20 protein-coding genes and 3 tRNA genes are annotated in these 23,378 nt (G+C 41.2%); 10 read left to right on the forward strand and 13 right to left on the reverse strand.

Annotated features, from left to right (window positions below):
• Positions 1-12 precede the first annotated feature (12 nt).
• The 4 genes from mgtA to cspE all read right to left on the reverse strand — a co-directional run bounded on the left by mgtA (position 13) and on the right by cspE (position 4,609).
• Positions 13-2,724, reverse strand: a complete 2,712-nt coding sequence (gene mgtA, locus PR675_RS00120) for a magnesium-translocating P-type ATPase (protein ID WP_040132993.1) — start codon at positions 2,722-2,724, stop codon at positions 13-15.
• A 153-nt stretch (positions 2,725-2,877) separates the two neighbouring features.
• Positions 2,878-3,576, reverse strand: a complete 699-nt coding sequence (locus PR675_RS00125; protein ID WP_004918513.1) for an MgtC family protein — start codon at positions 3,574-3,576, stop codon at positions 2,878-2,880.
• A gap of 520 nt (positions 3,577-4,096) precedes the next feature.
• Positions 4,097-4,288: a protein DsrB gene (gene dsrB / locus PR675_RS00130; protein WP_004918512.1), complete on the reverse strand. Its 192-nt coding sequence runs from the start codon at positions 4,286-4,288 to the stop codon at positions 4,097-4,099.
• A gap of 108 nt (positions 4,289-4,396) precedes the next feature.
• Positions 4,397-4,609, reverse strand: a complete 213-nt coding sequence (gene cspE / locus PR675_RS00135; RefSeq protein ID WP_008911725.1) for a transcription antiterminator/RNA stability regulator CspE — start codon at positions 4,607-4,609, stop codon at positions 4,397-4,399.
• A gap of 471 nt (positions 4,610-5,080) precedes the next feature.
• Between cspE and PR675_RS00140 the strand changes: the two genes are divergently transcribed.
• Both PR675_RS00140 and PR675_RS00145 read left to right on the forward strand, forming a co-directional pair.
• The gene (locus tag PR675_RS00140) at positions 5,081-5,599 is read left to right on the forward strand and encodes a YlaC family protein (RefSeq protein ID WP_060561353.1); all 519 of its coding nucleotides are present in this window, start codon (positions 5,081-5,083) and stop codon (positions 5,597-5,599) included.
• Positions 5,600-5,721: 122 nt separating this feature from the next.
• Positions 5,722-5,797 (forward strand) — tRNA-Asn (locus PR675_RS00145).
• A 37-nt stretch (positions 5,798-5,834) separates the two neighbouring features.
• On the opposite strand, the gene PR675_RS00150 is transcribed toward PR675_RS00145, so the two are convergent.
• Positions 5,835-7,022 carry an anaerobic sulfatase maturase gene (locus tag PR675_RS00150; RefSeq protein ID WP_004918509.1) on the reverse strand — a complete coding sequence of 396 codons (1,188 nt, stop codon included), beginning with the start codon at positions 7,020-7,022 and terminating at the stop codon, positions 5,835-5,837.
• A gap of 12 nt (positions 7,023-7,034) precedes the next feature.
• Positions 7,035-8,750, reverse strand: a complete 1,716-nt coding sequence (locus PR675_RS00155) for an arylsulfatase (protein WP_272582643.1) — start codon at positions 8,748-8,750, stop codon at positions 7,035-7,037.
• Positions 8,751-8,968: 218 nt separating this feature from the next.
• On the opposite strand from PR675_RS00155, the gene PR675_RS00160 reads away from it, so the two are divergent.
• Positions 8,969-9,044, forward strand: a tRNA-Asn gene (locus tag PR675_RS00160).
• Positions 9,045-9,169: 125 nt separating this feature from the next.
• Here the strand turns inward: PR675_RS00160 and PR675_RS00165 are convergent.
• From PR675_RS00165 to PR675_RS00175, 3 genes are read right to left on the reverse strand one after another with little or no spacing between them, the layout of a single operon-like run.
• Complete coding sequence (locus PR675_RS00165) at positions 9,170-9,454, reverse strand: hypothetical protein (protein ID WP_004918506.1); 285 nt, start codon at positions 9,452-9,454, stop codon at positions 9,170-9,172.
• 4 nt (positions 9,455-9,458) lie between these two features.
• A complete protein-coding gene (locus PR675_RS00170) occupies positions 9,459-10,046 on the reverse strand; it encodes a hypothetical protein (RefSeq protein ID WP_060561355.1) in 588 nt (195 codons plus the stop codon).
• 8 nt (positions 10,047-10,054) lie between these two features.
• Entirely contained in the window at positions 10,055-10,420 is a 366-nt protein-coding gene (locus tag PR675_RS00175; RefSeq protein WP_060561356.1) for a hypothetical protein, read from the reverse strand.
• A gap of 297 nt (positions 10,421-10,717) precedes the next feature.
• On the opposite strand from PR675_RS00175, the gene PR675_RS00180 reads away from it, so the two are divergent.
• From PR675_RS00180 to PR675_RS00195, 4 genes are all read left to right on the forward strand, one after another.
• Positions 10,718-10,793: transfer RNA gene (locus PR675_RS00180), tRNA-Asn, on the forward strand.
• A 195-nt stretch (positions 10,794-10,988) separates the two neighbouring features.
• Entirely contained in the window at positions 10,989-12,038 is a 1,050-nt protein-coding gene (gene pyrC, locus PR675_RS00185) for a dihydroorotase (protein WP_060561357.1), read from the forward strand.
• 210 nt (positions 12,039-12,248) lie between these two features.
• A complete protein-coding gene (bssS, locus tag PR675_RS00190) occupies positions 12,249-12,503 on the forward strand; it encodes a biofilm formation regulator BssS (protein ID WP_004918503.1) in 255 nt (84 codons plus the stop codon).
• Positions 12,504-12,744: 241 nt separating this feature from the next.
• A complete protein-coding gene (locus tag PR675_RS00195) occupies positions 12,745-13,338 on the forward strand; it encodes a LuxR C-terminal-related transcriptional regulator (RefSeq protein WP_014658016.1) in 594 nt (197 codons plus the stop codon).
• A gap of 33 nt (positions 13,339-13,371) precedes the next feature.
• On the opposite strand, the gene trhO is transcribed toward PR675_RS00195, so the two are convergent.
• The gene (gene trhO, locus PR675_RS00200; protein WP_060561358.1) at positions 13,372-14,418 is read right to left on the reverse strand and encodes an oxygen-dependent tRNA uridine(34) hydroxylase TrhO; all 1,047 of its coding nucleotides are present in this window, start codon (positions 14,416-14,418) and stop codon (positions 13,372-13,374) included.
• A gap of 259 nt (positions 14,419-14,677) precedes the next feature.
• Here trhO and PR675_RS00205 point away from each other — a divergent pair, with 259 nt between their 5' ends.
• Positions 14,678-15,310 carry a DUF1007 family protein gene (locus PR675_RS00205; RefSeq protein ID WP_060561359.1) on the forward strand — a complete coding sequence of 211 codons (633 nt, stop codon included), beginning with the start codon at positions 14,678-14,680 and terminating at the stop codon, positions 15,308-15,310.
• A complete protein-coding gene (locus PR675_RS00210) occupies positions 15,301-16,326 on the forward strand; it encodes a nickel/cobalt transporter (RefSeq protein ID WP_060561360.1) in 1,026 nt (341 codons plus the stop codon). The genes PR675_RS00205 and PR675_RS00210 overlap by 10 nt, the downstream gene beginning before the upstream one ends.
• A gap of 138 nt (positions 16,327-16,464) precedes the next feature.
• Here the strand turns inward: PR675_RS00210 and ttrA are convergent, their stop codons facing one another.
• From ttrA to ttrB, 3 genes are read right to left on the reverse strand one after another with little or no spacing between them, the layout of a single operon-like run.
• Entirely contained in the window at positions 16,465-19,551 is a 3,087-nt protein-coding gene (gene ttrA, locus PR675_RS00215; protein WP_060561361.1) for a tetrathionate reductase subunit TtrA, read from the reverse strand.
• The gene (ttrC, locus tag PR675_RS00220) at positions 19,544-20,572 is read right to left on the reverse strand and encodes a tetrathionate reductase subunit TtrC (protein ID WP_192840896.1); all 1,029 of its coding nucleotides are present in this window, start codon (positions 20,570-20,572) and stop codon (positions 19,544-19,546) included. Before ttrC ends, ttrA begins: the two co-directional genes overlap by 8 nt.
• Entirely contained in the window at positions 20,572-21,309 is a 738-nt protein-coding gene (gene ttrB / locus PR675_RS00225) for a tetrathionate reductase subunit TtrB (protein ID WP_004918495.1), read from the reverse strand. The genes ttrC and ttrB overlap by 1 nt, the downstream gene beginning before the upstream one ends.
• A 264-nt stretch (positions 21,310-21,573) precedes the next feature.
• Between ttrB and ttrS the strand changes: the two genes are divergently transcribed.
• Positions 21,574-23,319: a tetrathionate respiration histidine kinase TtrS gene (gene ttrS / locus PR675_RS00230; protein ID WP_081045585.1), complete on the forward strand. Its 1,746-nt coding sequence runs from the start codon at positions 21,574-21,576 to the stop codon at positions 23,317-23,319.
• Positions 23,320-23,378 lie beyond the last annotated feature (59 nt).

The following is a 23,378-nucleotide window of genomic DNA, read 5'->3' on the forward strand; positions in this document are numbered from 1 at the left end:
ATGCCCCTTATATTACAACCAATTACCAAACCGTTTAATATAAAACTGTTTCATTAACTGAGCGACAATACAATAACTGACTAGAGTTAACACCAGCCAAGGGAAATATTCAATTGGTAATGGCTGTAATCCAATCATTTCACCAAATGGCGAGAATGGAATATATAAACCTAGTACCATAATAAACCCGGTGGTTAATAATACAGGTAATGCTGCTGTACTTTGGATAAATGGGATCTTTTGAGTCCGTAACATATGAACGACTAATGTTTGTGATAATAATCCCTCGACAAACCAGCCTGATTGGAATAATGCTTCATGAGCAACCGTATTGGCCTGAAATACATACCACATCAGTGCAAATGTAGTGATATCAAATATGGATGATGTTGGCCCAATCCAAACCATAAAACGGCCAATGTTTTTTGCATCCCATTTACGGGGACGTTTTAAAAACTCTTTATCCATTTTGTCCCAAGGTAAAGCCAACTGGGAAATATCATACAATAAATTTTGCACTAACAGGTGGATGGCTAGCATCGGCAAAAAAGGAATAAATGCACTTGCAATCAATACCGAGAAGACATTTCCAAAATTGGAACTCGCGGTCATATTCAAATATTTAATGATATTGCCGAACGTTTCCCTTCCTTTAATTACGCCCTGCTCAAGAACCATTAAATCCTTTTCTAGCAGAATAATATCAGCGGATTCTTTCGCAATATCGCTACCTGTATCAACAGAAATTCCGACATCCGCATCACGAAGTGCGGGCGCATCGTTAATGCCATCACCTAAAAAACCTACTGTATGGCCATTCGCCTGTAGTAATTTTAAAATTTTGGATTTTTGTAAAGGTGTTAATTTACAGAATACCGATACCTGCTCTACTTTTTGTTTTAACGCCTCATCGGTCATTGCCTCAACTTCAAGGCCAGTCATAATTTCACTAATACTTATCCCAACGTCACGGCAAATTTTTTCCGTAATGATGGCATTGTCACCTGTTAATACTTTTACGGTTACCCCATTGTCTCGCAATGCGGCAATTGCTGAAATTGCACTTTCTTTTGCAGGGTCGAGGAATGTCAAAATACCACGTAATTCAAGCTGCTGCTCAGCTTGGGCTGAAAGAGGTAAACAAGCCTCATCTTCATTTAAGTGACGAGTTGCAAGTAATAAAACGCGAAAACCTTGACGATTATAGTCACTCACTAACTCACTGATTTGCTTCCTAGCTTGTGAATCTAATAAGAGCGATTGACCATTTTGCTGATAGCTTGTGCATACCGCTAGCATCTCTTCCGCCGCACCTTTGCATATCAACAGAGCCTCACCTTCCGCTGTTTTTACCGTGACAGAAAGTTTACGACGAATAAAATCAAACGGTAACTCATCGATTTTTTGATAAGCACGTAACTGTTCAATCTCCTGTTTCCCTCTTCCTCGGCGAATAATTGCCTGATCCATCATATTTTTCGTGCCGCTTTGATTAAAACTATTTAACCACGCGAGCTGAAGGATTTGGTTATCTTTCTGCCCTGCACTATCTAAATAATGCTCTAATATGATCTTATCTTGCGTTAACGTGCCTGTTTTATCTGTACAAAGGACATCCATTGCCCCAAAATTTTGAATCGCATTAAGCCTTTTAACAATCACCTTGTGTTTAGACATGGCGATCGCCCCCTTGGCTAAATTAGAGCTAACAATCATAGGCAGCATTTCAGGTGTGAGGCCGACTGCAACAGCAAGAGAGAATAGTGTCGCTTCAAACCAATCGCCTTTTGTAAAACCGTTAATCAACAAAACAATCGGAACCATCACCAACATAAAGCGAATAAGTAACCAACTCACACTACTGACTCCACGATCAAATGCAGTTTGTGCACGGGTTCCTACGATTGATTTTGCTAATGAGCCAAGGTAAGTTTTTGCCCCTGTGGCAACCACAATACCTCTTGCTGCCCCACTGGTAACATTGGTTCCCATTAAACAAATATTGGAAATCTCCAATAATTCATTTTCCGTTGGTGAAACCGTTTCAAGACTTTTAGCACTAACATCCCCCAAAGTGTCATATTTCTCTACAGGAATTGATTCCCCTGTTAATATGGCCTGACTGATAAAGAGGTCGCGAGACTCAACGAGTTTGAGATCTGCTGGAACCATATCCCCTGCCGATAACAGTACAATATCTCCCGGCACTAAACACTTTATTGGAATTTCTTTACGGACTGAGCGCCCTGTTTGGTTATCACGACGAAATACGGTTGCTGTCGTACGAACAAGTGACTTTAACGCCTCCGCGGCCTTATTAGTTCGATACTCCTGCCAAAATCGCAATAATCCGCTTAGCAAAACCATCGTGACAATAATAATCACGCCCGTTAAATCAGTCTCTTCACCGTGTCGTTCTGGGATCAGGTAATCGGTGAAAAAACTCACTACAGCCAACGTCATTAAAACAAAAATAAAGGGGTTCTTAAATGAAGAGAGTAGCTGTTTCCATGCTGGAGGGGCCTTTTCATGAGCGACTTCATTTTCCCCCACAGAGACTAATCGGTCGAGTGCTTCATTCTCGGATAAACCAAGTAAATGAGTTTGATACGCATTCAGCACTTGCTCTACTGTTTTGTTTGCTTGTTCGCCAACAATAAATTTTTGGCGTCCAGTCACTTTGGCATTTTTGCCAGTTCTGTGTTGATGCCTGATTTCAGTCATAACGTTTATCTCTACTAGGCACTTTGCGTGCGGCTTAAAACGCTATCTAACTGAAAATAAATTATTTATTCATAGTTAGATAGCTCCTGTATTGGCTCCATGACGGAGGGTGATCGTCCATTGCGGCTCCTTTTGTTAATGATGATCTGGCATTCAGGCTGGCAGCTCTGATGCGACTTTCCAATTGATTGCGCTAACACTCTGTTCAAGACTGATCCGACACACTAGCGCTTCAATTTCTTTCTGTTCCGCTGGCGTCGCTAAAAACTCCGCGAGCACCTCTAACTGTTCAGGTTTCAATGTATCGGCACTGCTTAATGACTGTAGACGAATATTTAACCCATTGATGGCCTGTAATATTAAAGTTCTCACTAAGATTTCGTCTTCTTGATGGCACATCACGCGGATCTTATAACGCTGCGCTATATCAATCGCCTGCTGCTGTGGCTGTTTGTTAATACGTTGTGCTGCCTCTCGCAGTAAGATATTGGCGCACAAGATAAGCATGGTTGCCATGGTCGCTAAAGAATATTGGCCAAGTCCACATAACACACCAATCCCCGCTGAGCACCAAAGGGTTGCCGCCGTATTCAAACCACGGATATTCATTCCTTCACGCATAATGACACCAGCGCCAAGAAAACCGATCCCTGACACGACTTGTGCCGCAATTCGTCCGGGGCTATCAGGTGAAGTTGTCACTGAGCTTAAAATAAATACAGCCGCCCCAGTTGCAACTAAGGCATTAGTGCGTAGCCCTGCCATACGTTGACGCCATTGACGCTCAGCGCCGATTAATGCTCCTAGGCACATTGCAGAAACTAAATTGAAAATATCAGGAGTAAATAACATGATTGTTCCTCCAAAAATAATTTGGATATATCAGTCATATTTCAAGCCACAGTGTTTTTAACAATATTTATTCACCGCAGAGGCATCATTAGCTATACCTCTGGCAATGTATTCTCTTGCTGCTTCACTGCATCTCAAATTATTTTGGGTAGATGAAAATATGGAAAATAAATTCCATATAGCCTTAAAGTGAATAATAAAATAATTATTCAGACGTTATAGGCATATACCCGGAGGAAATAATGAATAGAAATAGAGCTTCATGATTTTTACTCACAAAATAACAATAAGCTATTGATAGCTCATCACTTTATATTAAGGAGTATCGCGTGCATTTACGCTCGATACTGCCCGCCATGGTGGCAAGCAGTTAAATAGAAAGGTAATTAATTACTTGCCAATAAATTTAGTGTTTGTGTTACAACTCTGACTGTCCAAGTAATTATCTCCTAAGAAAATTTGCAAGAAGTATAGATTGCGTCATTTATGAAGTAAAGCTTTAAAAAAATATTTAACAAATTTAACTTTCAATAGGGCTGACAAATACGCCTTCACCACCCTCTTTTTCGTTAAAAAACCAAATACCGCCCGGGTACTCTGGCAAAGAAACTAAATACATTGTACCTTCATTAAAAGGCTCAATTAACAATATCTTCCCTTCACGACGACTCTGTCCGTCTGTTTTAACATAAACACGATCATGAATTTTCATTGATGGCGGTCTCCAGTAAAAAAAATCCTCTGAAGCCTAGTTTAGCGGGTATGAAAAAGCCCGTCATTAAAAATGACGGGCTTTAGAAAATCAGTTAAGCAATTAAGCTTAGATTGCAGTTACGTTAGCAGCTGCTGGGCCTTTCGCACCATTTTCAATGGTGAATTCAACTTGCTGGCCTTCTGCCAGAGTTTTGAAACCAGCGCCCTGAATGGCAGAGAAGTGAACGAAAACGTCTTTGCTACCATCAGCAGGAGTGATGAAACCGAAGCCTTTAGACTCGTTGAACCACTTAACTTGACCTTTCATTTTGTCGGACATTTGACTTTTCCTATATAACATCAAAAAAACTTGCCTTTTCGGCATATATGGGCCAGAGTCAACTATTTAATCAGGAAAAAACCAAGATGAAGCGTCACGGTCAAAGGCTATCTGGGATAACTTTCTTCTTTAGAACACAAACTCAGTAATCGTACATCAAATAGGACTGCTAAACAGGCCGAGACTCATTAACTCATGAGTTAAGGATAATAGCAACTATTTTATATAGATTACCCCTAAAAAAATGCTGTTTTTTAAGTTACGTCACTTTTCACGCGGTTAACCGAACAAATTTTTTCGCATTTTGTTGATAGATTAAAAGATTTATTGAACAAATATCCCATTTGTCAGTGAGATTATTCTTATACAGTGACAATTACACTCAAAATTTTTTACAACTGATATATAACAATTCAACTTACGCATGATACTCTTCAAGGTATAGATGCCTTTACAGAGAGCTATCACATTATGGATATCATCAAAAAAATACTTATTGAAGATTTAGACACCATCAATAAAAAAGAAAAACGCGATGGCAAACCTTACTTCAACAGTCAATTCATCGCAAATCATCCTTACCTGTGTATCGGTATGGTCGCGGCCTATATTCCATTAGCAATTTTGGTTTTATATGCCCCTTATTTTGGTCTGTATTGGATGCTAGGTTTTACCGCACTATTTGTTATATTAGCGGCTGTCTTATTATTTGATATTAAACCTGTTTACCGTTTTGAAGATATTGGCGTGCTCGACCTGCGTGTTTGTTATAATGGCGAGTGGTTTGTTACCGAGCAAGTTTCTGATGCATCAATTCAAAAGATACTTGATTCAAATGAAGTCAATCATGCAATTAAGCAAGAAATAACCCGTTTGCTAGAACTTAAAGGGATGCTTTCATTTTATGATATTTATCATATTGCCTATCCTGAGATCCCATCACAGGCAAAGCCCCCTTTAATGACTCAGAATAAAGCGCAATATCAATAAGCTAGTATGAAAATCAACCATAATGCACAGTCAGTAATCAAACAGATTATTTTTGTGTTTTTATCGTTGACAGTCTGAGGCGATACCGTTAATATTCGCCTCGTTCTCAGGAACACAACAATTCCTCCATAGTTCAGTCGGTAGAACGGCGGACTGTTAATCCGTATGTCGCTGGTTCAAGTCCAGCTGGAGGAGCCAAATTTTGAAAGCCCGCTTTATAGCGGGCTTTTGCTATTTAAGCAACCGCATTTTTTAAGAATGCATTACGCCAATGCTGAACCCCCTGCGCATTTCGCTGATATTGCCTTATCGGCGCTAGCACCAAACTAAAAAAGGCAAAGTAGCCTTCGCACAATTGGTTACGTCCAAATTGATTCAAATGAGCCGGGCAACCGCCTTGGCAAACCATTTTAACCGAGCATTGTTGGCACTCTTTGCGTCGACTCTTATTTTGCCCAAAAGGCAACGAGATAGATGCCTCAACAAAATCACTAAATCCTTGCTGCCCATTAAATTGACCAAGATAGTGACTTTGATTTGCTTGATGATCGCAAGCGTAAATCTCGCCTTGAGTTTCCATCATCATATTCGTGCCACAGCGTTCTGAATGAACACAAGTACTGCTCACCTGAGTAAAGTATTGGCTATATACCTGTTCAATGTTCATCACAAAAACACGCCCGATATGCCCTGACGCTTGCCACTGTTGATACACTGAGCTTAAAAATAGCCCCCAATTATTCGCACTGAGCGTGAATCCTTGATGGATAGCATCCCCCTCCAGCATAAGGGGTTGAAATTGAATATAGCGAATACCAAGTTGTACAAAATGAAGGTAAATCTCTTTGCCTAAATGAGCGACGCCATCGTGTACCACCGTCAATATATTGAATTCAATGTCAAACTGTTGCAGTAGTGCGATCCCTTTTATTACGGAGGCATAGCTGCCACTATTTCCCCTTCTATCATGACGGTATTGATCATGGATAGATTCGGGGCCATCAAGGCTCACGCCAATAACAAAATCATGTTGTTTCAAAAAACGGCACCAAGAAGGCGTTAATAACGTCGCATTCGTTTGCAACGTGTTAATAATACGCACTCCGTGAGGCGCATATTTTTGCTGTAACGCAATCGCGCGCTTATAAAAATCTAACCCCGCTAATAACGGCTCTCCACCTTGCCAGACAAAATTGATCTCTTTGGTGTAAGCCGGCTGGGCAGCTATATAATTTTTAATAAATGGCTCCAACATGGCTTTGAGCATTGGCGCCGCTTTCTGCTCATTATGCTGGGGGTAATAACAATAATCACACTTTAAATTACATCCCGAACCAACAGGCTTTAATAAAATATGAAAAGGAATTGCTGATTTTAATGATTTCCCCTGCAATCTGGGAGGGTCATAAAAAGAAATTTTCATATTAACCTCCCATCATTTCATATTTGCAGGCTCAATACGCTTATTTGTCTTCGGATCTATGCCGATATAGTTCCCTGTAGACTCATCGACACCGATGTAATCGATAGCCTCTCCTTTCGCTTCAATAATCATGCCGGTCTTGGCAAATTGTTCGTATTTCTTTTGCAGCTTTTGCACAATTTCAGGGTGTTTTGCCGCTAAATCACGGGTTTCAAGTGGATCTTCTTTTAAATTGAAAAGTTGCCAAGGAGCCATTTCTGCTTTTGGAGAGGCTTTCACTAAACGCCTTAATTTCCAATCGCCTTCGACTAACGCCGCTTGATTATGTAATTCGACACCAAATAGCTGCCGTGGATTAACAGTCGATTTGCCAAGGAAATGGGATTTAAAGCTCGTACCTAACATCGGTAATGGATGGATATTTTTGATCTGCTTATTAGCATCAATACCAGCAAATTCATATAGCGTTGGGGCAATATCGTAAACCGCCATCGGTGTTTTATCTATACTCCCCGCCTTACCAATACCCGGCCCAGTGATAATTAAATCGGTATTGATCCCCCCTTGAGCACTGGTCGTTTTATGGTAATTGGCATAAGGTGCATTACTGACATTCGCCCATTGAGGCCCCACAGAGACAAACGAATTCTTACGCCCAAGATTTTCATAGCTATTATCAAACTGTTTCCAATATTCAGGGTCTGACTCATAATAAAAACCGGATGCAGGGTTTGCACCATTATCTGTCGCAAAAATAATAATCGTATTTTTATCTCTCCCCGTCTCTTTTAGCGTATTAATAACGCCACCAATTTGATCGTCCATATAGGCAATCATTGCAGCATATACTTGCATCGTTTTAGCTGCATAGCGCTTTTCTTCAGGGGTTAATTGTTCCCATTCCTTATCCAAATTTAATTTCGGCATCGGTGTTTTATCGTTAATAATCCCTAATTCTTTCAAGCGATTTATTCTTTGCCGATAAATTTTGCCAAATCCTTCGTCATATTTTCCGTCAAATTTACGGATCCAGTCATCAGGCGCTTGGATAGGATCATGAGGTGTGGTGAAAGCGAGGTAAGCAAATATTGGTTGATCACTCGGAGTCTGTTTAATCCACTGTTCCAATTGCTGCGCATAGTTTTTACTTGAATAAAAATCGCTCGGCAACGAAACTTTCTCGCCATTTAACGTATAATACGTATGGAAACTTTCAACCGTTCCAAGCGGTTTAGCATCATCAAAATGACTGGTTCCTCCTCCCATAAAAGCAAATGCTTGATTAAAACCTCGGTCTGTTGGCCTCGCACCTTTGGTATAACCTAAATGCCATTTGCCTGACATCAACGTGTTATAACCCGCATCTTGGAAGCGTTCAGCCATGGTTACCACTCTATCCGTTAAGCGTAATTCATAACCTGGCTTGCCGACCGTATTTTCATACCACCACATCCCTCCCATTCCCGCTTGTTGGTTTGTGGCTCCAGTCATTAACATTGAGCGTGCAGGAGCAGACATCGGCGAAGTGTAATACTGGCTCATCCTGACACCTTGCTCAGCCATTTTTTGCAAATTTGGTGTTGGGATTTCCCCTCCAAAAGGGCTAATGTCCGAATACCCCATATCGTCGGCAATGATGATCAGAACATTAGGCCTATCATCGACTTCCCCCAATGCCACACCCGACATCACGGAACTTAATGCAATTGCTAGCAGTGTTTTTTTCATCACATCACCATATTGTTAATTTATTGTATCATTAACGTTAAATATAGTTTTGCTTTATGACTATCGTTCTTAGGTATGATATCTACAGGTAATGTTTTTCGCCGACATAACCACCGCATTGCTCACTTAGCAATCACTTGGCATTTTTTTTCATATTTATACTTTACAAGCATGAACAGGATGGGTAATATGCGCCTCGTTCTCAGGAACACAGCAATTCCTCCATAGTTCAGTCGGTAGAACGGCGGACTGTTAATCCGTATGTCGCTGGTTCAAGTCCAGCTGGAGGAGCCAAATTTTGAAAGCCCGCTTTTTAGCGGGCTTTTTCGTTATGCAGACTTGTTCTAACATTATTTGAATAAATCGCGTTCGTTAGCTAATAACTCTTTATTTCCCTTCTCTATGGTTTGCCTAAAACGTTATGAGAGATCTAAGAAATCAATAATGGTCAAGTGCTTTTTATTCATTTCTAACACTCGATTTTGTAAATATTGCTGAGTGATTTCATAACGGTCATTGTTAGCATATTTCACATAAACCATTCTTAGTAAAAAATAGAGCACAAAAAGTGCCAAGTTGAGCCCTAAGAATAACAACAGAATATGTAGATTAGCTATAAGCTCAGGAGCAAGGGAAAAAGAAAAAGGCATTAGTGAGAATGTCATAGTGAAACCAAAGAGAATGGCGAATTTTAATGAAAACATTACGCTATATCTTTTGAAGAAAAAAATATATTGAAGTAAATAGGTAAGCTGATTGACTCGTATTATTAATGAGACCAATCACCGCTTTTTTCTCATCATGGATAATCTCAACATCATCCCCTTTTGCAACAATAAATGGCGCTTGGCTCCTCATAAAGATACTATTTTCCTTTCTTCGTTCATGAGTACCACAATAGTAAATATTGCCCTTACTGTGAATATAATGGTAATTATTGGATACATCAATTTCTACCCTTTTATCAGCAACATAGTTACTTATATGTACATTCTTATTAGTAGTTTCCTTTTCCTCAACTTCAAAATGACTAACATGCAAACCTAATTTTTTTATACGATTAATATTTATATCAGAATTACTTTCTATATAATAATGCTCAGTGAAACTCAATTTATTAATTATCTTTCTTAACAGAAAAAACATATAGAAATAGGCTTTTTTATTGAATATTCCAGTTTCACTTTGTCCCTTTTCTTTTTGTAAATTTAGAATCGCCGAATTAAAAGGAGAACATAACATTATCCACAATCCTTTTACCCCATAAATCAAACCTATGTAAACAATTGCCATCATAATAAATGCTATTCCTGATAGGAATATATCTGCTTTATAATCATTATCAGGATCGCCATGATAATTAGCACAAAAAAATTAAAGATAAATACAAAATCTCCCTCTCCTCGCTCGTAATCAGTCGTCAATTCACATCCATTTTCAGCGATTAACCAATATAACCAATAATCACCACTATCGAGTTGACTAACACAAACCTTTAATTTTTCATTTTTTTTGATACTGTCTAATTTGGGAAGTATTTGGGGAAATTGAGAGCTATAACAATATAAAACCTTATTTGATGCTATGATCCTTATAATGTCATCACCACAAATTTGTTGAATATCATATCGGTCAAACTGTACCTCAATGACCGTAGTATCCTTTGGCACATGCTCCTCCTTGTTCTATTCCATTTTTAGTTTTATCGTACGTTAAGATAACGTGCCTACTATTATTAAATCAGTTATCCATACTAAAATATGCAAACCAAGCCACAAAAATAGCAATGACCATTCATCGCAAATACCACAATTATAGCGATCAGTTTATTTTTAGCACCTGTCAGATCCCTTATTCGATGAAAGTTACAGCAATTCGATCACATAACAAGCAATCGAACTTTTATTGCTGTTTCTTCTTTGACTTTTAGAATCAGTAACGCTAATATTCCTCTCGCTTTAAGGCGTTCCTCCATAGTTCAGTCGGTAGAACGGCGGACTGTTAATCCGTATGTCGCTGGTTCGAGTCCAGCTGGAGGAGCCAATCTCTTCTTATTTAATTCATCTTAATTCACCCAACCTTATCTTAAATTTATATTTGTTCTGTCCTATAATCAAACCATTCTTTTTCAAGATAATTGTGAATTAACATAGCTATTTTATCGTTTTCGTTTTATCATTCTGCTCCGGCTTGAGCATTTCGCTCATTACTCTATTTACCCTTTACGGAGCCGGTTTCATGACAACTGCAACAACTTTAACGATCCGCCGCCCAGATGATTGGCATGTTCATTTTCGCGATGGTGATATGCTAAAAACTGTTGTGCCTTATACCAGTCAATTCTTCGGTCGCGCCATTGTCATGCCAAATCTCGTTCCCCCTGTCACGACAATAGAGATGGCTAAAGCATATCGTGAACGTATTATTCAAGCAGTTCCTGAAGGTGATCGCTTTACGCCATTAATGACGTGTTATTTAACTGACACCACGAATGCTGATGAACTAATACGCGGCTTTCATGAAGGGGTATTTACTGCTTGTAAACTGTACCCTGCCAATGCAACAACCAATTCAAGCCGCGGAGTCTCTGATATAAAAAATATCTACTCTGTACTTGAGGCAATGGAGCAAGCAGGAATGCCATTATTGATCCATGGAGAAGTCACATCCAGTCAGATTGATATCTTTGATCGCGAAGCTCGTTTTATTGAGCAAGTCATGGAACCTCTTAGAAAAACATTCCCTAAATTAAAGGTGGTTTTTGAGCACATCACCACTAAAGAAGCTGCCCAATATGTACTAGGGGGCGATGACTATCTAGCAGCTACATTAACACCACAACATTTAATGTTTAATCGCAATCACATGTTAGTTGGCGGTGTGCGCCCACATTTGTACTGCCTGCCTATTCTAAAACGCAATGTTCACCAAGAAGCATTGCGTGCAGCCGTTGCTTCAGGCAGTGATCGTTTCTTCTTAGGAACGGATACAGCACCTCATGTTCAACATCGTAAAGAGTCCTCCTGTGGCTGCGCTGGGGTTTTTAATGCTCCAACAGCACTTGCAGCTTATGCAACAGTTTTTGAAGAACTCGGCGCACTTGCTCATTTTGAAGCCTTCTGCTCATTAAATGGTCCTAAGTTCTATAATTTACCTGTTAATGATGGCTTTATTCAGTTAACTAAAGAAGAAAATATAACCACCTCATCCATTGAGTGCGGCCATGATGCACTGATCCCTTTCCTTGCAGGTGAGGATGCTCGCTGGTCTGTACGCGTTGTTGACTAGTCATATCGACGGGAAGCTCATCACTTCCCGTTAGTCCTTTTCCCTTTTTTGTCACTTTTTTGCATAATCTGTCATTTGGATGCAAAAAAAAGCGTATTTTTCTTTTCAATTGGCAAAATCCCCTTATACTGATTGATACTCGTTATGAGTTTTTCGCTCTTAGTCAGTTATCGATATATATTTATCACGCAGTATGATTAGGAGGTGTTTATGAATAGAAAAAATGAAGTGATTCAGACTCACCCTGTTGTTGGCTGGGACATCAGTACTGTTGATGCCTATGATGCAATGATGTTGCGTTTGCATTATCTCCCAGAAAAAAGTGAAAACAGTGAGAACGCCATTGTTGATAAAACAATGTGGTTAACAACCGATGTAGCCAGACAACTTATTGATATTCTACAAGCCGGTATTGATAAAATAGAGTCCGGTGATTATGTAGAGCCTGACTTTAAAACGCACTAGTGAAAATAATGGATATTTGGTAATAACCAAATATCCATTAACACCATCAATAATTCATATCTTTTTAGTATATTAAATCTTTATACTTCTAATAATTAACATTCATAATATAAAAATAATAATAGTTATTTTTATATTAATTGCAAAAACAAACTAAATTAATTATTTTTTATCACTAGTTTATTGACTTTAATATCCATTCCAATTTATTGTAATCCTCTTTCGAACAAGGATGTTCCTTATGAGAATACTCATTATTGATGAATGTTATTATACTCGAATTGGTATTACTGAATACTTATCTTCAAATAAAAAACTTGAGTTTATTAGTGTAGGATGTATTGATGAAGCTATTCATTGTATTAACAATAGTAAACCCAATATCATACTCGTGAATTTAACTTATTATTGTCACCATTCCAATTACTGTTTAACTTTAAAAAAGCTATTAAGCACATCAAATGAGATTAGATTCTATATCTACATTAATGCCCCTTATCCAATATCTGATAAGCCACTATTACTTAAAGATAATTATTTTATTATGTCTAAGAAAATCATTATCCCTACGTTAGATAAAGTGATCAATGATGCGGAACAAATAGAAAAAACAATAAGGCTAACTAATAATTCAAACTCATCAATATTTACACTAAAAGAACAATGCATTATTAATAGTTGGATGAATGAAACACCGAATCATATTATTTCAAAAAAACTGGGGATCAGTAATAGCACCGTTTATTCACAAAAAAGACATATTGTCACCAAAGTCTATGTTAAAAATCGTATTGAGCTATTTTTTATTTATAATATTTTTAAATATCTCTATTAAAAAAAGCCCTTAATCGGGCTTTTTTATGAGTGACTAATTATCGTTATTTAATAGGCCATCACTTAAGCGATGACGTGATTTATTAAATATTTTATTGCTGACTTCACGCCCTGCTCGACGTGCACGTTGCACTTCTTCTGGCAGTTTCATCTCCTCAGTACAGGCAACACTACAGCAGCCTTCATATTTTTCTGCGCATGAAGGGCACTGAATAAATAATAAATGGCAGCCATCATTACGGCAGTTCGTATGCGTGTCACAAGGTTCACCACATTGATGGCAGTGAGCCAATACTTCATCAGTAATGCGCTCCCCCATGCGGTTATCAAACACAAAGTTTTTCCCTTTAAAACGTAACGGTAAACCTTGCTCTTTGGCTTTACGCGCATATTCAATAATACCGCCTTCAACGTGGTATACGTTCTTAAAGCCATTATGCAGCATGTAAGCACTCGCTTTTTCGCAGCGGATCCCACCTGTACAATACATGACTATATTTTTATCTTTTTGTTCCTGTAGCATATCTACAGCCATTGGCAGCTGATCTCTGAAAGTATCAGAAGGCACTTCAATCGCATTTTCAAAATGACCAACCTCGTATTCATAGTGGTTACGCATATCTACAAATACGGTATTCGGGTCATCAATCATCTCATTCACTTCATGTGCTTTAAGATATTGCCCTGTCTTTGAGGCATCAAATGAATCGTCAGTAATCCCATCCGCAACCACACGATCACGGACTTTCATGCGTAAGACCCAGAAAGATTTACCATCATCATCAATAGCGATGTTAAGACGTAAATTATTCAGTTCAGGGCTAGTGCTATAAATCAGTTCGCGCAACGCTTCGACATTTGATGATGGCACGCTGATTTGAGCGTTGATACCTTCTTTAGCGATATACACACGACCAAACACATTAAGTGCTTTGAACTTCACATACCAATCGTTGCGAAATTCTACTGGGTCGTGGATGTTGAAATATTTATAAAACGAAATCGTGGTACGTGGCTCAGTCTCCGCCAACATACGCTCTTTAAGAATTTTATTTGAAATTTGATTATGTAACACTGGCATGGTGTTCTTTAAACCCTTATAACTCATTGATATTAATTTAATAAAATGTACCAGTGTCCACATAGTGTCCACACTAGCCATTATGACTATTATCGCTGTTATTTTGTGAATAAAAAACCCTGAATGTTAAAAGGTTTTATATTGAATATTACAATGCCCTCTCGATAGTAAGTTGCACCATAAATTTATTTCACATTGAAATTAAGTTATGTTATAACATTTTCTGCCTATTTGACTTACTCGTTGAAATGTGCCGCTTATGAAATTCAATGTGTTATTCCTCAGTTTGTGTTTAGTCTTTTCTTTCAAGAGTTTTGCTCACCCCCATAGCTTTATCGATATGCAGGTCATACCCGAAATCAACCAACAGCAAGTTATCGGCCTGACATTCACGTGGAAGATGGATCCAATGACCTCTGCGGATATTGCTTATGAGTTAAAAAATAGCCAAGAAGATGACATTCAATGGAAAACGCAAGCGGCAACATTAATGGCAAATATTCTTGCTCAGGACTATTTCACCGACTTTTATTCACAAGGTAAAAAAATAGCTTTTCAAGCGATACCAAGCCATTACCGCTTACAACGTGAAGGGCTACAGCTTATTTTTTCATTTACTGCGCGATTAAAACAACCCGTGCCGATAAAAGGATTGGATATCGAGTTTATGACTTATGACCCGACATTTTTTGTCAGCATGACCTATCCCAATCAACAGGCGGTTATTCTATCTAACACGCTAGACTCCCAATGTAAAATGACGCTCAACGAGCCTAATGTCACTGATGAGTTACGCTTTTATGCCTACTCGCTCGATATCAATCAAACACCTGAAGATGACACCACATTAGGGCTGCAATTTGCTCAAAAGGTGAAGATTGCATGCCAGTAATTCAACATAATAAGCCCAAGCACCTAAACTTAATCATCATTGGTGTAGTTTTCATCGCTCTCTGCGCCGCCGGCGCTTATCTCTACCAAAATTGGTCAGTTTGGTTACAAACCAGTGTTGCTTGGCAGCGCCAGCTCAATCTTTTACTCTCGGAATTACTGCAATCGACTCAGCACGACCCATTACAAGCAGGTAGCTTGCTAGTCGCTGTCAGCTTTTTATATGGGCTCCTTCATGCACTAGGCCCAGGTCATGGTAAGCTGATCATTAGCACCTATATCGCCACCCACCCAACACGTTTAAAACAAAGTGTTATCCTTAGTCTACTCGCTTCTTTATTACAAGGTGCCGTGGCGATTGTGTTAGTTTCAGCTGTATTAGTGGTTTTCCAGCTCTCTACTCGCCACTTGAATATGGTTAGCTTATACAGCGAAAAACTCAGTTATGGTTTCGTTGTTTTGCTGGGTGCCTTATGTTGCTACAAAGCATTTCATCAATGGCGAAAAGCCAGAAATAAACGGACAGCATCAGTCTTACATATCCAGCGCCTTTTGCCGTTAAATTCAACCTCAATATCCGCTATCAAGCCACCGCCTAAAATGGCTCCTCTTTGCCAGTGTGGTCACCAACATGTTGTCTCAAGTCAGCAGTTACAAGCCTCTTTACGCACCCAAGCCATTTTGGTGCTATCTATGGGGCTGCGACCTTGCTCCGGTGCATTATTGGTATTGCTTTTTTCTTATGTGATTGGGGTGTATACGTGGGGGATCTTCGCTGCACTAGCCATGGCAATGGGAACCGCATTCACCATCAGCCTTATTGCTTTGTTTGTCTATTTTATGCGTCATCACGCAATGCGGCTGACCAAAACTCAGGGGATCTCTTTTTCGCCTTACTGGCGCGCGCTCCTTTATTTGTGTACAGGGTTAATTTTTATTCTGTTAGGTGTCTTGATGTATCAAAGTGTGATGCTCACTGAAACAGCGTCACCTTTGCTATCGCCACGAATACGCTGATCAAAAGACGAAAAAAAGGAGGGCTCCCCCTCCTAGGCATCTGCCGAAGTTACGATGAGGTAGCCACATCGTAAAGCGCAATGTCAACTGTCTAAACTTATGGTGACCAGCGCAAAGTGCGCTGGTCTGTTATTACTTTTAACCGATTAATTCAATTCGAGCCGGTAAGCCTTGTCTCACTGAGGCACCGGATACCCAATCTAACCAAGTATTCGCCACTTCACGCGTCGGGTCGGCAAAACCTAAATCATTTAGGTTAATGCCTGAACCATTCGCAGCGTTCATTGGCATTGGCTCACCATCAAGGTAATGCTGTTTAGCCCCCATTTCTTTATGACCATAACCATGTTCGATGGCTAAAACCCCTGGCATAACACCGTCTAACACACTGATTTGTGCTTCAACATGACCGCCTGGCGTAGTTATCTTGACCCAATCTCCATGCTTAACCCCCATTTTTTGGGCATCATCAGGGTGAATAGCCACAAGATTGGTAGGTTTCACATGGCGTAAACGTTCAATCATTGTCGTTGAGCTACTCATGACATGGGATTTAAATGACATAAGCTTTAACGGCCATTCTGTTGGTGGGAAAACCTTATTCACATCTTCCCCATTCGCTAAACGAGGTGGATAGTAAGTTGGACAACCACTATAGCGCTCCCCCGTAATCGCATGACGGTTCACCGCCACCGTTGGGTTCCAAATCTGCAACCCTTTCTTCCACTGAGGCCCTGTTGCATCACCATCCCACGCTTTTTCATAAGGCGCAAAACGACCACCGCGAGTATAGATATAGGCAACACGACGGATCTCTTCCGGTTTGAGTGTTTTTTCCATTGCAGGCAAAATCCGTTCCACACCACTGATTTGGATGTCTTCATTTGCTGCTTCTGGCACTGGTTTTTCACCTAACCATGCCATATTTGCAGCGACACGTAGGTAATAATCTTCAGCACAATTAAGTGGATATTTATTTCCATCCATATCTTCAATCACGTTGTCACCAAACCCAGGAAGGTCGAGCGCTTTCGCCACTGCGATACAAAATGCTTCCATTGAAATAGGCTGACCGTCGGCCGTTTTCGCGGTACGTGCTCCAACAATTGGCCAGCGAGCAGTACTGGCTTTCACTTGAACCCCCGACCAAGCCCCACTAAAGCCCCAACTTTCAAAGTTATGGGTATCCGGCACAATATAATCCGCCAGCGCTGTTGTCTCATTCATAAAGGCGTCAATACCAATGATAAGTGGAAGATGTTTTGGGTCTTTCAGCTTTTCTTCCATCACCTGACGAATGCCTGCAATACCGTAAACAGGGTTAGTCATGTTGGTGATCCATGCCTTAAGTGGATACGGATAACCCATCAACGCTGACGCTAATTGTTCAGTTAACTGACCTTTAGCAAACGGATACCATGGTGCTTTTGCAGGATAAGGATTTTCACCAGCAGCAACGCGAGTCTTGAATTCATCTGATTTTTCATAGGATTCGTTACTACGGGATAACACAACACCTTTTGGTTTCACTTTGCCAGCGTAGCTCGTTATCTTGTAACGAGGACCATCGCTTTCACCGTTGAATTTACCACCACCTACTGATACCCCACCTTTCAAATTCAGGTTACCAATAAGCGCATTCAGCATAATGACCGACCACGCGGTATAGAATCCATTACCCCCCATCATACCGCCATGCGAGATCACCGCAGCTTTACGATCATAAGAGGTTAATGCACGCCCCAGTGACTCAATGGTTTTAACTGGAACTTGGCAGCGTTCGCTATACTCTTCCAACGTCATGCGCTCAGCCGCTTCTTTCAAACATTGGAAACTAGATTTAACCGTGACTTCGCTACCATCGTGCAATGTCACCTGACGCGTGACAAACAGCTCTGCCTGCGTCACATCATCTGCGGGTTTTAGCTCACCTGACGCATCCTGAACCAAATATGCTTTTTTGCTGTCATCATCTTCCGCCATCTGACCATTAAGATGTGAAGCGATCAATAATTGCCCTGCTAATGGATGCTCGTCATCAGTGATCACTAAATGAGTAGAGTTGGTCCAGCTCTTTTCGCCAACTGCTTTCATCGATTTTTCGCTTGGTACGCGCAAATATGCGGCATTGTAACGCTCATTTTCGATGATCCAACGGATCATTCCCATGACTAATGCCGCATCCGTTCCCGGCTGCACAGGAACCCAATGCCCATGATCATTCGCCAGAGTCGTTGTAAGTGGCAATGCAGGGGCAACCACAACATAGTTAAAATTGTCACGTAAACGTGCAGATGCCAGTTGGCGACCTTGGCGTTTAAATGGGTTACCCGACTGTGCTGGCGATGTTCCAATAAATAGCGCAAAACGAACATTATCCCAATCCGGTTTGACGTGCGCATTTTTATCCAGATCATCCATTAGTGCCCCAGAGCCAGCACGGTATGCCAGACCACAATAGGAGCCATGGGCACCAAAGTTTTTACTGCCAAAAGCATTTTGGGCAAAGCGGCGTATAAAACCATCACGACCATCATCCCCCGCGTTAGTCACCAGCAGTTGGTTGGCTTTGGGGCCTAATTTAGGTTGTGATGGATCGAGAGGCGTTTCAAGGTCACGGATCGCCCGTAAGCCATCAACATGCCCTTCACCAAATAAATCGCCCCCTTCAACCACTTCTTTGATTAATTGTTCAAAACTGATACGTTCCCATTTACCTTCACCACGTTTACCAACACGTTTCATCGGCTCTAGGATACGCAATGGGCTAGTTAACCCTTCCATTAAGGTTGCACCGCGAGCACACGCCGTGGAGCGATGTTCTAACCCACTTTCGCCGCCCATTTTATTAAACGCCGTTTTCAGTGGCATACCATACGGGAAATGTTTTTCGTGAGACAGAGGGTGATATGGATTCCCCGCAATACGTAGCACTTCGTTTTTTGCCGTATCGACACGAGCACGGATCCCACATTGAGTCCAGCATCCAAAACATTGGGTCATCGCAATAACTTGGCTAGGATCCTCTTTCCAACCACCGTTAGCTTGCCCCTCTGGGCGCAATGAGTTGCCATGAATACGATCTAATGTGACTTTACCGGAAGTGCCATTGGCGAGGCCATCAACTGCACGCTTAGCCACATCACGGTAACCTGCACCAAATAGTGCTAAACCACCGACAACTAAACCACCTTTGAGCCACTGACGTCTTGAGAATTTAGCCATGTTGCACTCTCCTAGCAAACCAACGAACACCTTCACGAATAATAATAATCAGAGCGATCCACAAACCAAACGTACCAAGTAGAGCTAACAGTCCGTCCGTTCCCATCGGGAAGTGATATGGATTAACTAACACGTTATATTTTGGCACCGCTTGAACTTCCATTAGGAAAACCCAGCGCAAGCTCCACGTTAGCCCCATCGCCACTAATGCCGCTACTGTGATATAAACCATTGAGCGTGTAGCCTTTAATGTCATGATTGACATTGCCAATGCCACAACCCACAGTGCGCATATCCCCATGAGCATCCACCAGCCAGGGCTTGCGACCTCTAGTTGATGACGAACAGCAATACCCGAAACAGTGTCACCCGATAACCACAATGCAAAGCAGACAGCTAACAGAAGCAAGCTAATTGCCTGAAGACGTGCTAAGCGCTGCTGGTATTGAGGTTCACGACGAGCCCCCAAGCTAATTAACGCAGGAACCGCTTGCATTGCACTAAAGAACAGCAGTACAGGGATCCACCAGCTAAACCAAATAGGTCGTGCGATCAGCACCGAGGCTTCACGACCGGTATATAACAATAAACCTACCGCAGACAGCGCTGACAGTAAGGCCACCCAACGTGTTGCTTTAAATTCTTTTTTCCAAATTAATTTCACCAACAATGCAACAAAGTAGAGGCCGCTAAAAGTGGTAAACAATGGCAGTAAAACTGAGCCCCACCACATCCATGACCAAATAGTTGGATGAGCATAGAAGTGCCAAACACGCGCCGTTTGGTGTAAGTCGGCGGTCAGCGCTAATGGAGCCGTGATCCCCATCGTTATCGTGATAAAGACGGCAGTCATCTCTAATCGGCTATTTTCACTCTTACCTTGCCAGTGCAAGTAACAAGCATAAAGTGTCGCGCAAGCCGCGATACCGATAAAAAAGAAGTATTGAACGGCCCAAGGCAACCAGAAAAACTCTTGTGGCTGTGCCATAATTTCCGAAATATAGGTCACTTGTTCGCTCATCAGAATACCTCCTGCCATAATGCGGGTTGCCCTTTACCGGCTAGCGGTTCAACAAAAGCATCATCCAAGCCTAAATAAAACACTTGAGGTAATGTGCCACTTTCCGGTTTCAGCACTTTAATTTCGGCTTTATGTTCTTCGAGCATTTTCCGGATCGTACTGTTTGGATCTCTTAAATCACCAATAATTCGCGCGCCACCAACACAGGACTCAACGCAGGCTGGTAGTAAGCCGACTTCAAGACGATGCGCACAAAATGTACATTTATCTGCGGTTTGGGTCGTATGGTTGATAAAACGCGCATCATATGGGCAAGCTTGTACACAATAAGCACAACCAACACAGCGCTCATTATCAATAACCACAATTCCGTCTTCCCGTTGAAACGTGGCTTGTACTGGGCAAACGGGCACACAAGGCGGGTTATCACAGTGGTTACACAAACGTGGTAATAGGACGTTTGCCACGCCCTCCTGCCCTTTTAAAGAAACTTGATATTGGTTAACCGTCGTACGAAACTGACCTTGCGGTGTCTGATTTTCAACAGAACAACTAACGGTACAGGATTGACAGCCGATACAACGGCGTAAGTCAATCAGCATGCCATAACGTTTTTCAGGGTTACCTTCGCGGCGAGTTGGGGAGAAATTGAGTCCAGCTTCGGCAATCGGTATTAACGATGCCCCCGCGGTGACTGCCCCTAATTGTTGTAGAAATTTTCGTTTACTCAGATCCATAATTGGCTCCAGTAGGACATTGCTAATGCAAAAACAGATGGTAAATATTAGTATGCTTTTGGTTTTACAGGCTTTATTTACCGTTACCTCAACCTATTTTTGATAACCACGGTAATTCTTATTTCTCTTTAAAAACGGTGTGTTATCTTTAATTAGCTTTATTGTATGAGGGGCTGCGTAACGACCCTATTGTGGTTTACCACATACCCGTAACTAAATTGATCTAACGCAACGAATAACCCAAATATGTTAAAGAAATCATCTATGTCTTTGTATCGCCTACTGTTCATCTTGCTTCTTACTGGCAGTTTTCCTGCTATGGCGGCTGAGTGGAAAATCGGGGTGCTTGCACTACGCGGTGCAAACTCAACACAATCCCACTGGCAAATATTAGCCGACACATTAAATGAGTCTCTACCGGGTGAACATTTCACGTTACAGCCACTTAACTTGGATGAGATGCGTGACGCAATTGCAGAGCGTAAGATAGACTTTCTGCTGACAAACCCTGCTCAATTTATCCAACTCGATAGTCGCTATCATTTACGCTGGTTACTTTCATTGCGTTCATCCGTAGAGCCTGATAGCGCCACTCGTAACGTTATCGGAAGCCTTATTTTAGTGCGGGCAGACAGTGATATTAACGAGGTAAAAAACCTAATTGGTAAAAAAGTGGGGGCAATTTCTCCAGACGCTTTCGGCGGCTACCTTTTAGGTTATAAGGTACTCAGAGATATGGGGTATGACGCAGAAAAAGATTTTCGTATGCAGTTTCTCGGTTTCCCCGCCGATGCGCTCTTATATGCCTTACGCGATAGCTCACTTTCGGCTGCTATCATCCCTGTTTGCTTATTGGAAAATATGGACAGTGAAGGATTAATTGATAAAAACCAGTTTCGGCCTTTAATTGAGCATGCGAGCACTCTACCTTGTAAGACCAGCACTGAGCTTTACCCTAACTGGTCATTTGCTGCCTTGAATGATGTCCCCGATAATTTAGTTGATAAGGTGACCAAAACATTACTTTCATCCGATAAATCTGGAATGCGTTGGGGCGCCCCAGCATCAGTGAACCAAGTCGAAACCTTGTTACGTGATGTAAACCAACATCCACAGCAACGGCAAATTTGGCAAGACATTATGAGTTGGTTGATCCAGCATCAACTGTCGCTAGGCCTCGTCTTACTCTTTTTTATCTTACTTGGGGTCAATCATGTTTGGATAGCCTTCCTAGTTCGCCGCCGTAGCCGCCAATTAGAAGAGGCTCACAATCGCTTACGCCAACAGGAAGCGAATTTAGAAAAAGCTCAGCGATTAAATATATTAGGTGAAATGGCCTCAGGGTTTGCCCATGAGCTTAACCAGCCACTTTCCGCGATCCGCCACTACGCACAAGGTTGTATTTTACGTCTCAAAAAAGAGTCAGATGATCATCCCCTGATTAATGCCTTAACAAAAATTGATAATCAAGCGCAACGCGGGGCCGATATTATTCGTAATCTTCGCCTATGGGCTGGGAAACCTCACCAAGAGGTCGCACTGCAACTGAGTGAGCAGCATGTTATACCGACGATACAACATATTTGGCAATTACTACGGGTATCGCAACATTATCCACAGGTCAAACTCATGTTACCGGATAGCCGTGACGTTTCATTGAAGCTACCTGAAACACTGCTGGATCAACTGCTATCAAACCTCATTAGTAATAGCTTGCAAGCCGGCGCGACAACATTATGTTTTAGCTTTCACTTTGCCCCAGAACGGTTTTTACTCGTACTACAAGATGATGCAGGCGGCATGCAGCCTGAACAACTGACTCAAGGGATCACGCCTTTTGCAACCACTAAAAAAGAGGGATTAGGGCTAGGTTTAGTGATCTGCCAGCGATTGATCCAAAGCCAAGGGGGCGACATTCGCATTGAAAATAACGTGAGTGAGGCTGGCTTAAATGGGCTAAGAGTAACCCTCATTTTCCCGTACCATCATGGAAAATCGAGCGAAACATAGCCTTATTCAGTAACGATAAATAGGACTTTCGCATACTATTGATAACATTAACTATGTTA

The organism is Providencia sp. PROV261, from assembly GCF_028477945.1.
GTDB classification, from domain to species: domain Bacteria; phylum Pseudomonadota; class Gammaproteobacteria; order Enterobacterales; family Enterobacteriaceae; genus Providencia; species Providencia stuartii.

Coding starts and splice junctions, on each gene's coding strand:
- mgtA (WP_040132993.1), bottom strand. CDS start 2,724: ATGACTGAAATCAGGCATCAACACAGAACTGGCAAAAATGCCAAAGTG.
- PR675_RS00125 (WP_004918513.1), bottom strand. CDS start 3,576: ATGTTATTTACTCCTGATATTTTCAATTTAGTTTCTGCAATGTGCCTA.
- dsrB (WP_004918512.1), bottom strand. CDS start 4,288: ATGAAAATTCATGATCGTGTTTATGTTAAAACAGACGGACAGAGTCGT.
- cspE (WP_008911725.1), bottom strand. CDS start 4,609: ATGTCCGACAAAATGAAAGGTCAAGTTAAGTGGTTCAACGAGTCTAAA.
- PR675_RS00140 (WP_060561353.1), top strand. CDS start 5,081: ATGGATATCATCAAAAAAATACTTATTGAAGATTTAGACACCATCAAT.
- PR675_RS00150 (WP_004918509.1), bottom strand. CDS start 7,022: ATGAAAATTTCTTTTTATGACCCTCCCAGATTGCAGGGGAAATCATTA.
- PR675_RS00155 (WP_272582643.1), bottom strand. CDS start 8,750: ATGAAAAAAACACTGCTAGCAATTGCATTAAGTTCCGTGATGTCGGGT.
- PR675_RS00165 (WP_004918506.1), bottom strand. CDS start 9,454: ATGTTTTCATTAAAATTCGCCATTCTCTTTGGTTTCACTATGACATTC.
- PR675_RS00170 (WP_060561355.1), bottom strand. CDS start 10,046: ATGATGGCAATTGTTTACATAGGTTTGATTTATGGGGTAAAAGGATTG.
- pyrC (WP_060561357.1), top strand. CDS start 10,989: ATGACAACTGCAACAACTTTAACGATCCGCCGCCCAGATGATTGGCAT.
- bssS (WP_004918503.1), top strand. CDS start 12,249: ATGAATAGAAAAAATGAAGTGATTCAGACTCACCCTGTTGTTGGCTGG.
- PR675_RS00195 (WP_014658016.1), top strand. CDS start 12,745: ATGAGAATACTCATTATTGATGAATGTTATTATACTCGAATTGGTATT.
- trhO (WP_060561358.1), bottom strand. CDS start 14,418: ATGCCAGTGTTACATAATCAAATTTCAAATAAAATTCTTAAAGAGCGT.
- PR675_RS00205 (WP_060561359.1), top strand. CDS start 14,678: ATGAAATTCAATGTGTTATTCCTCAGTTTGTGTTTAGTCTTTTCTTTC.
- PR675_RS00210 (WP_060561360.1), top strand. CDS start 15,301: ATGCCAGTAATTCAACATAATAAGCCCAAGCACCTAAACTTAATCATC.
- ttrA (WP_060561361.1), bottom strand. CDS start 19,551: ATGGCTAAATTCTCAAGACGTCAGTGGCTCAAAGGTGGTTTAGTTGTC.
- ttrC (WP_192840896.1), bottom strand. CDS start 20,572: ATGAGCGAACAAGTGACCTATATTTCGGAAATTATGGCACAGCCACAA.
- ttrB (WP_004918495.1), bottom strand. CDS start 21,309: ATGGATCTGAGTAAACGAAAATTTCTACAACAATTAGGGGCAGTCACC.
- ttrS (WP_081045585.1), top strand. CDS start 21,574: ATGTCTTTGTATCGCCTACTGTTCATCTTGCTTCTTACTGGCAGTTTT.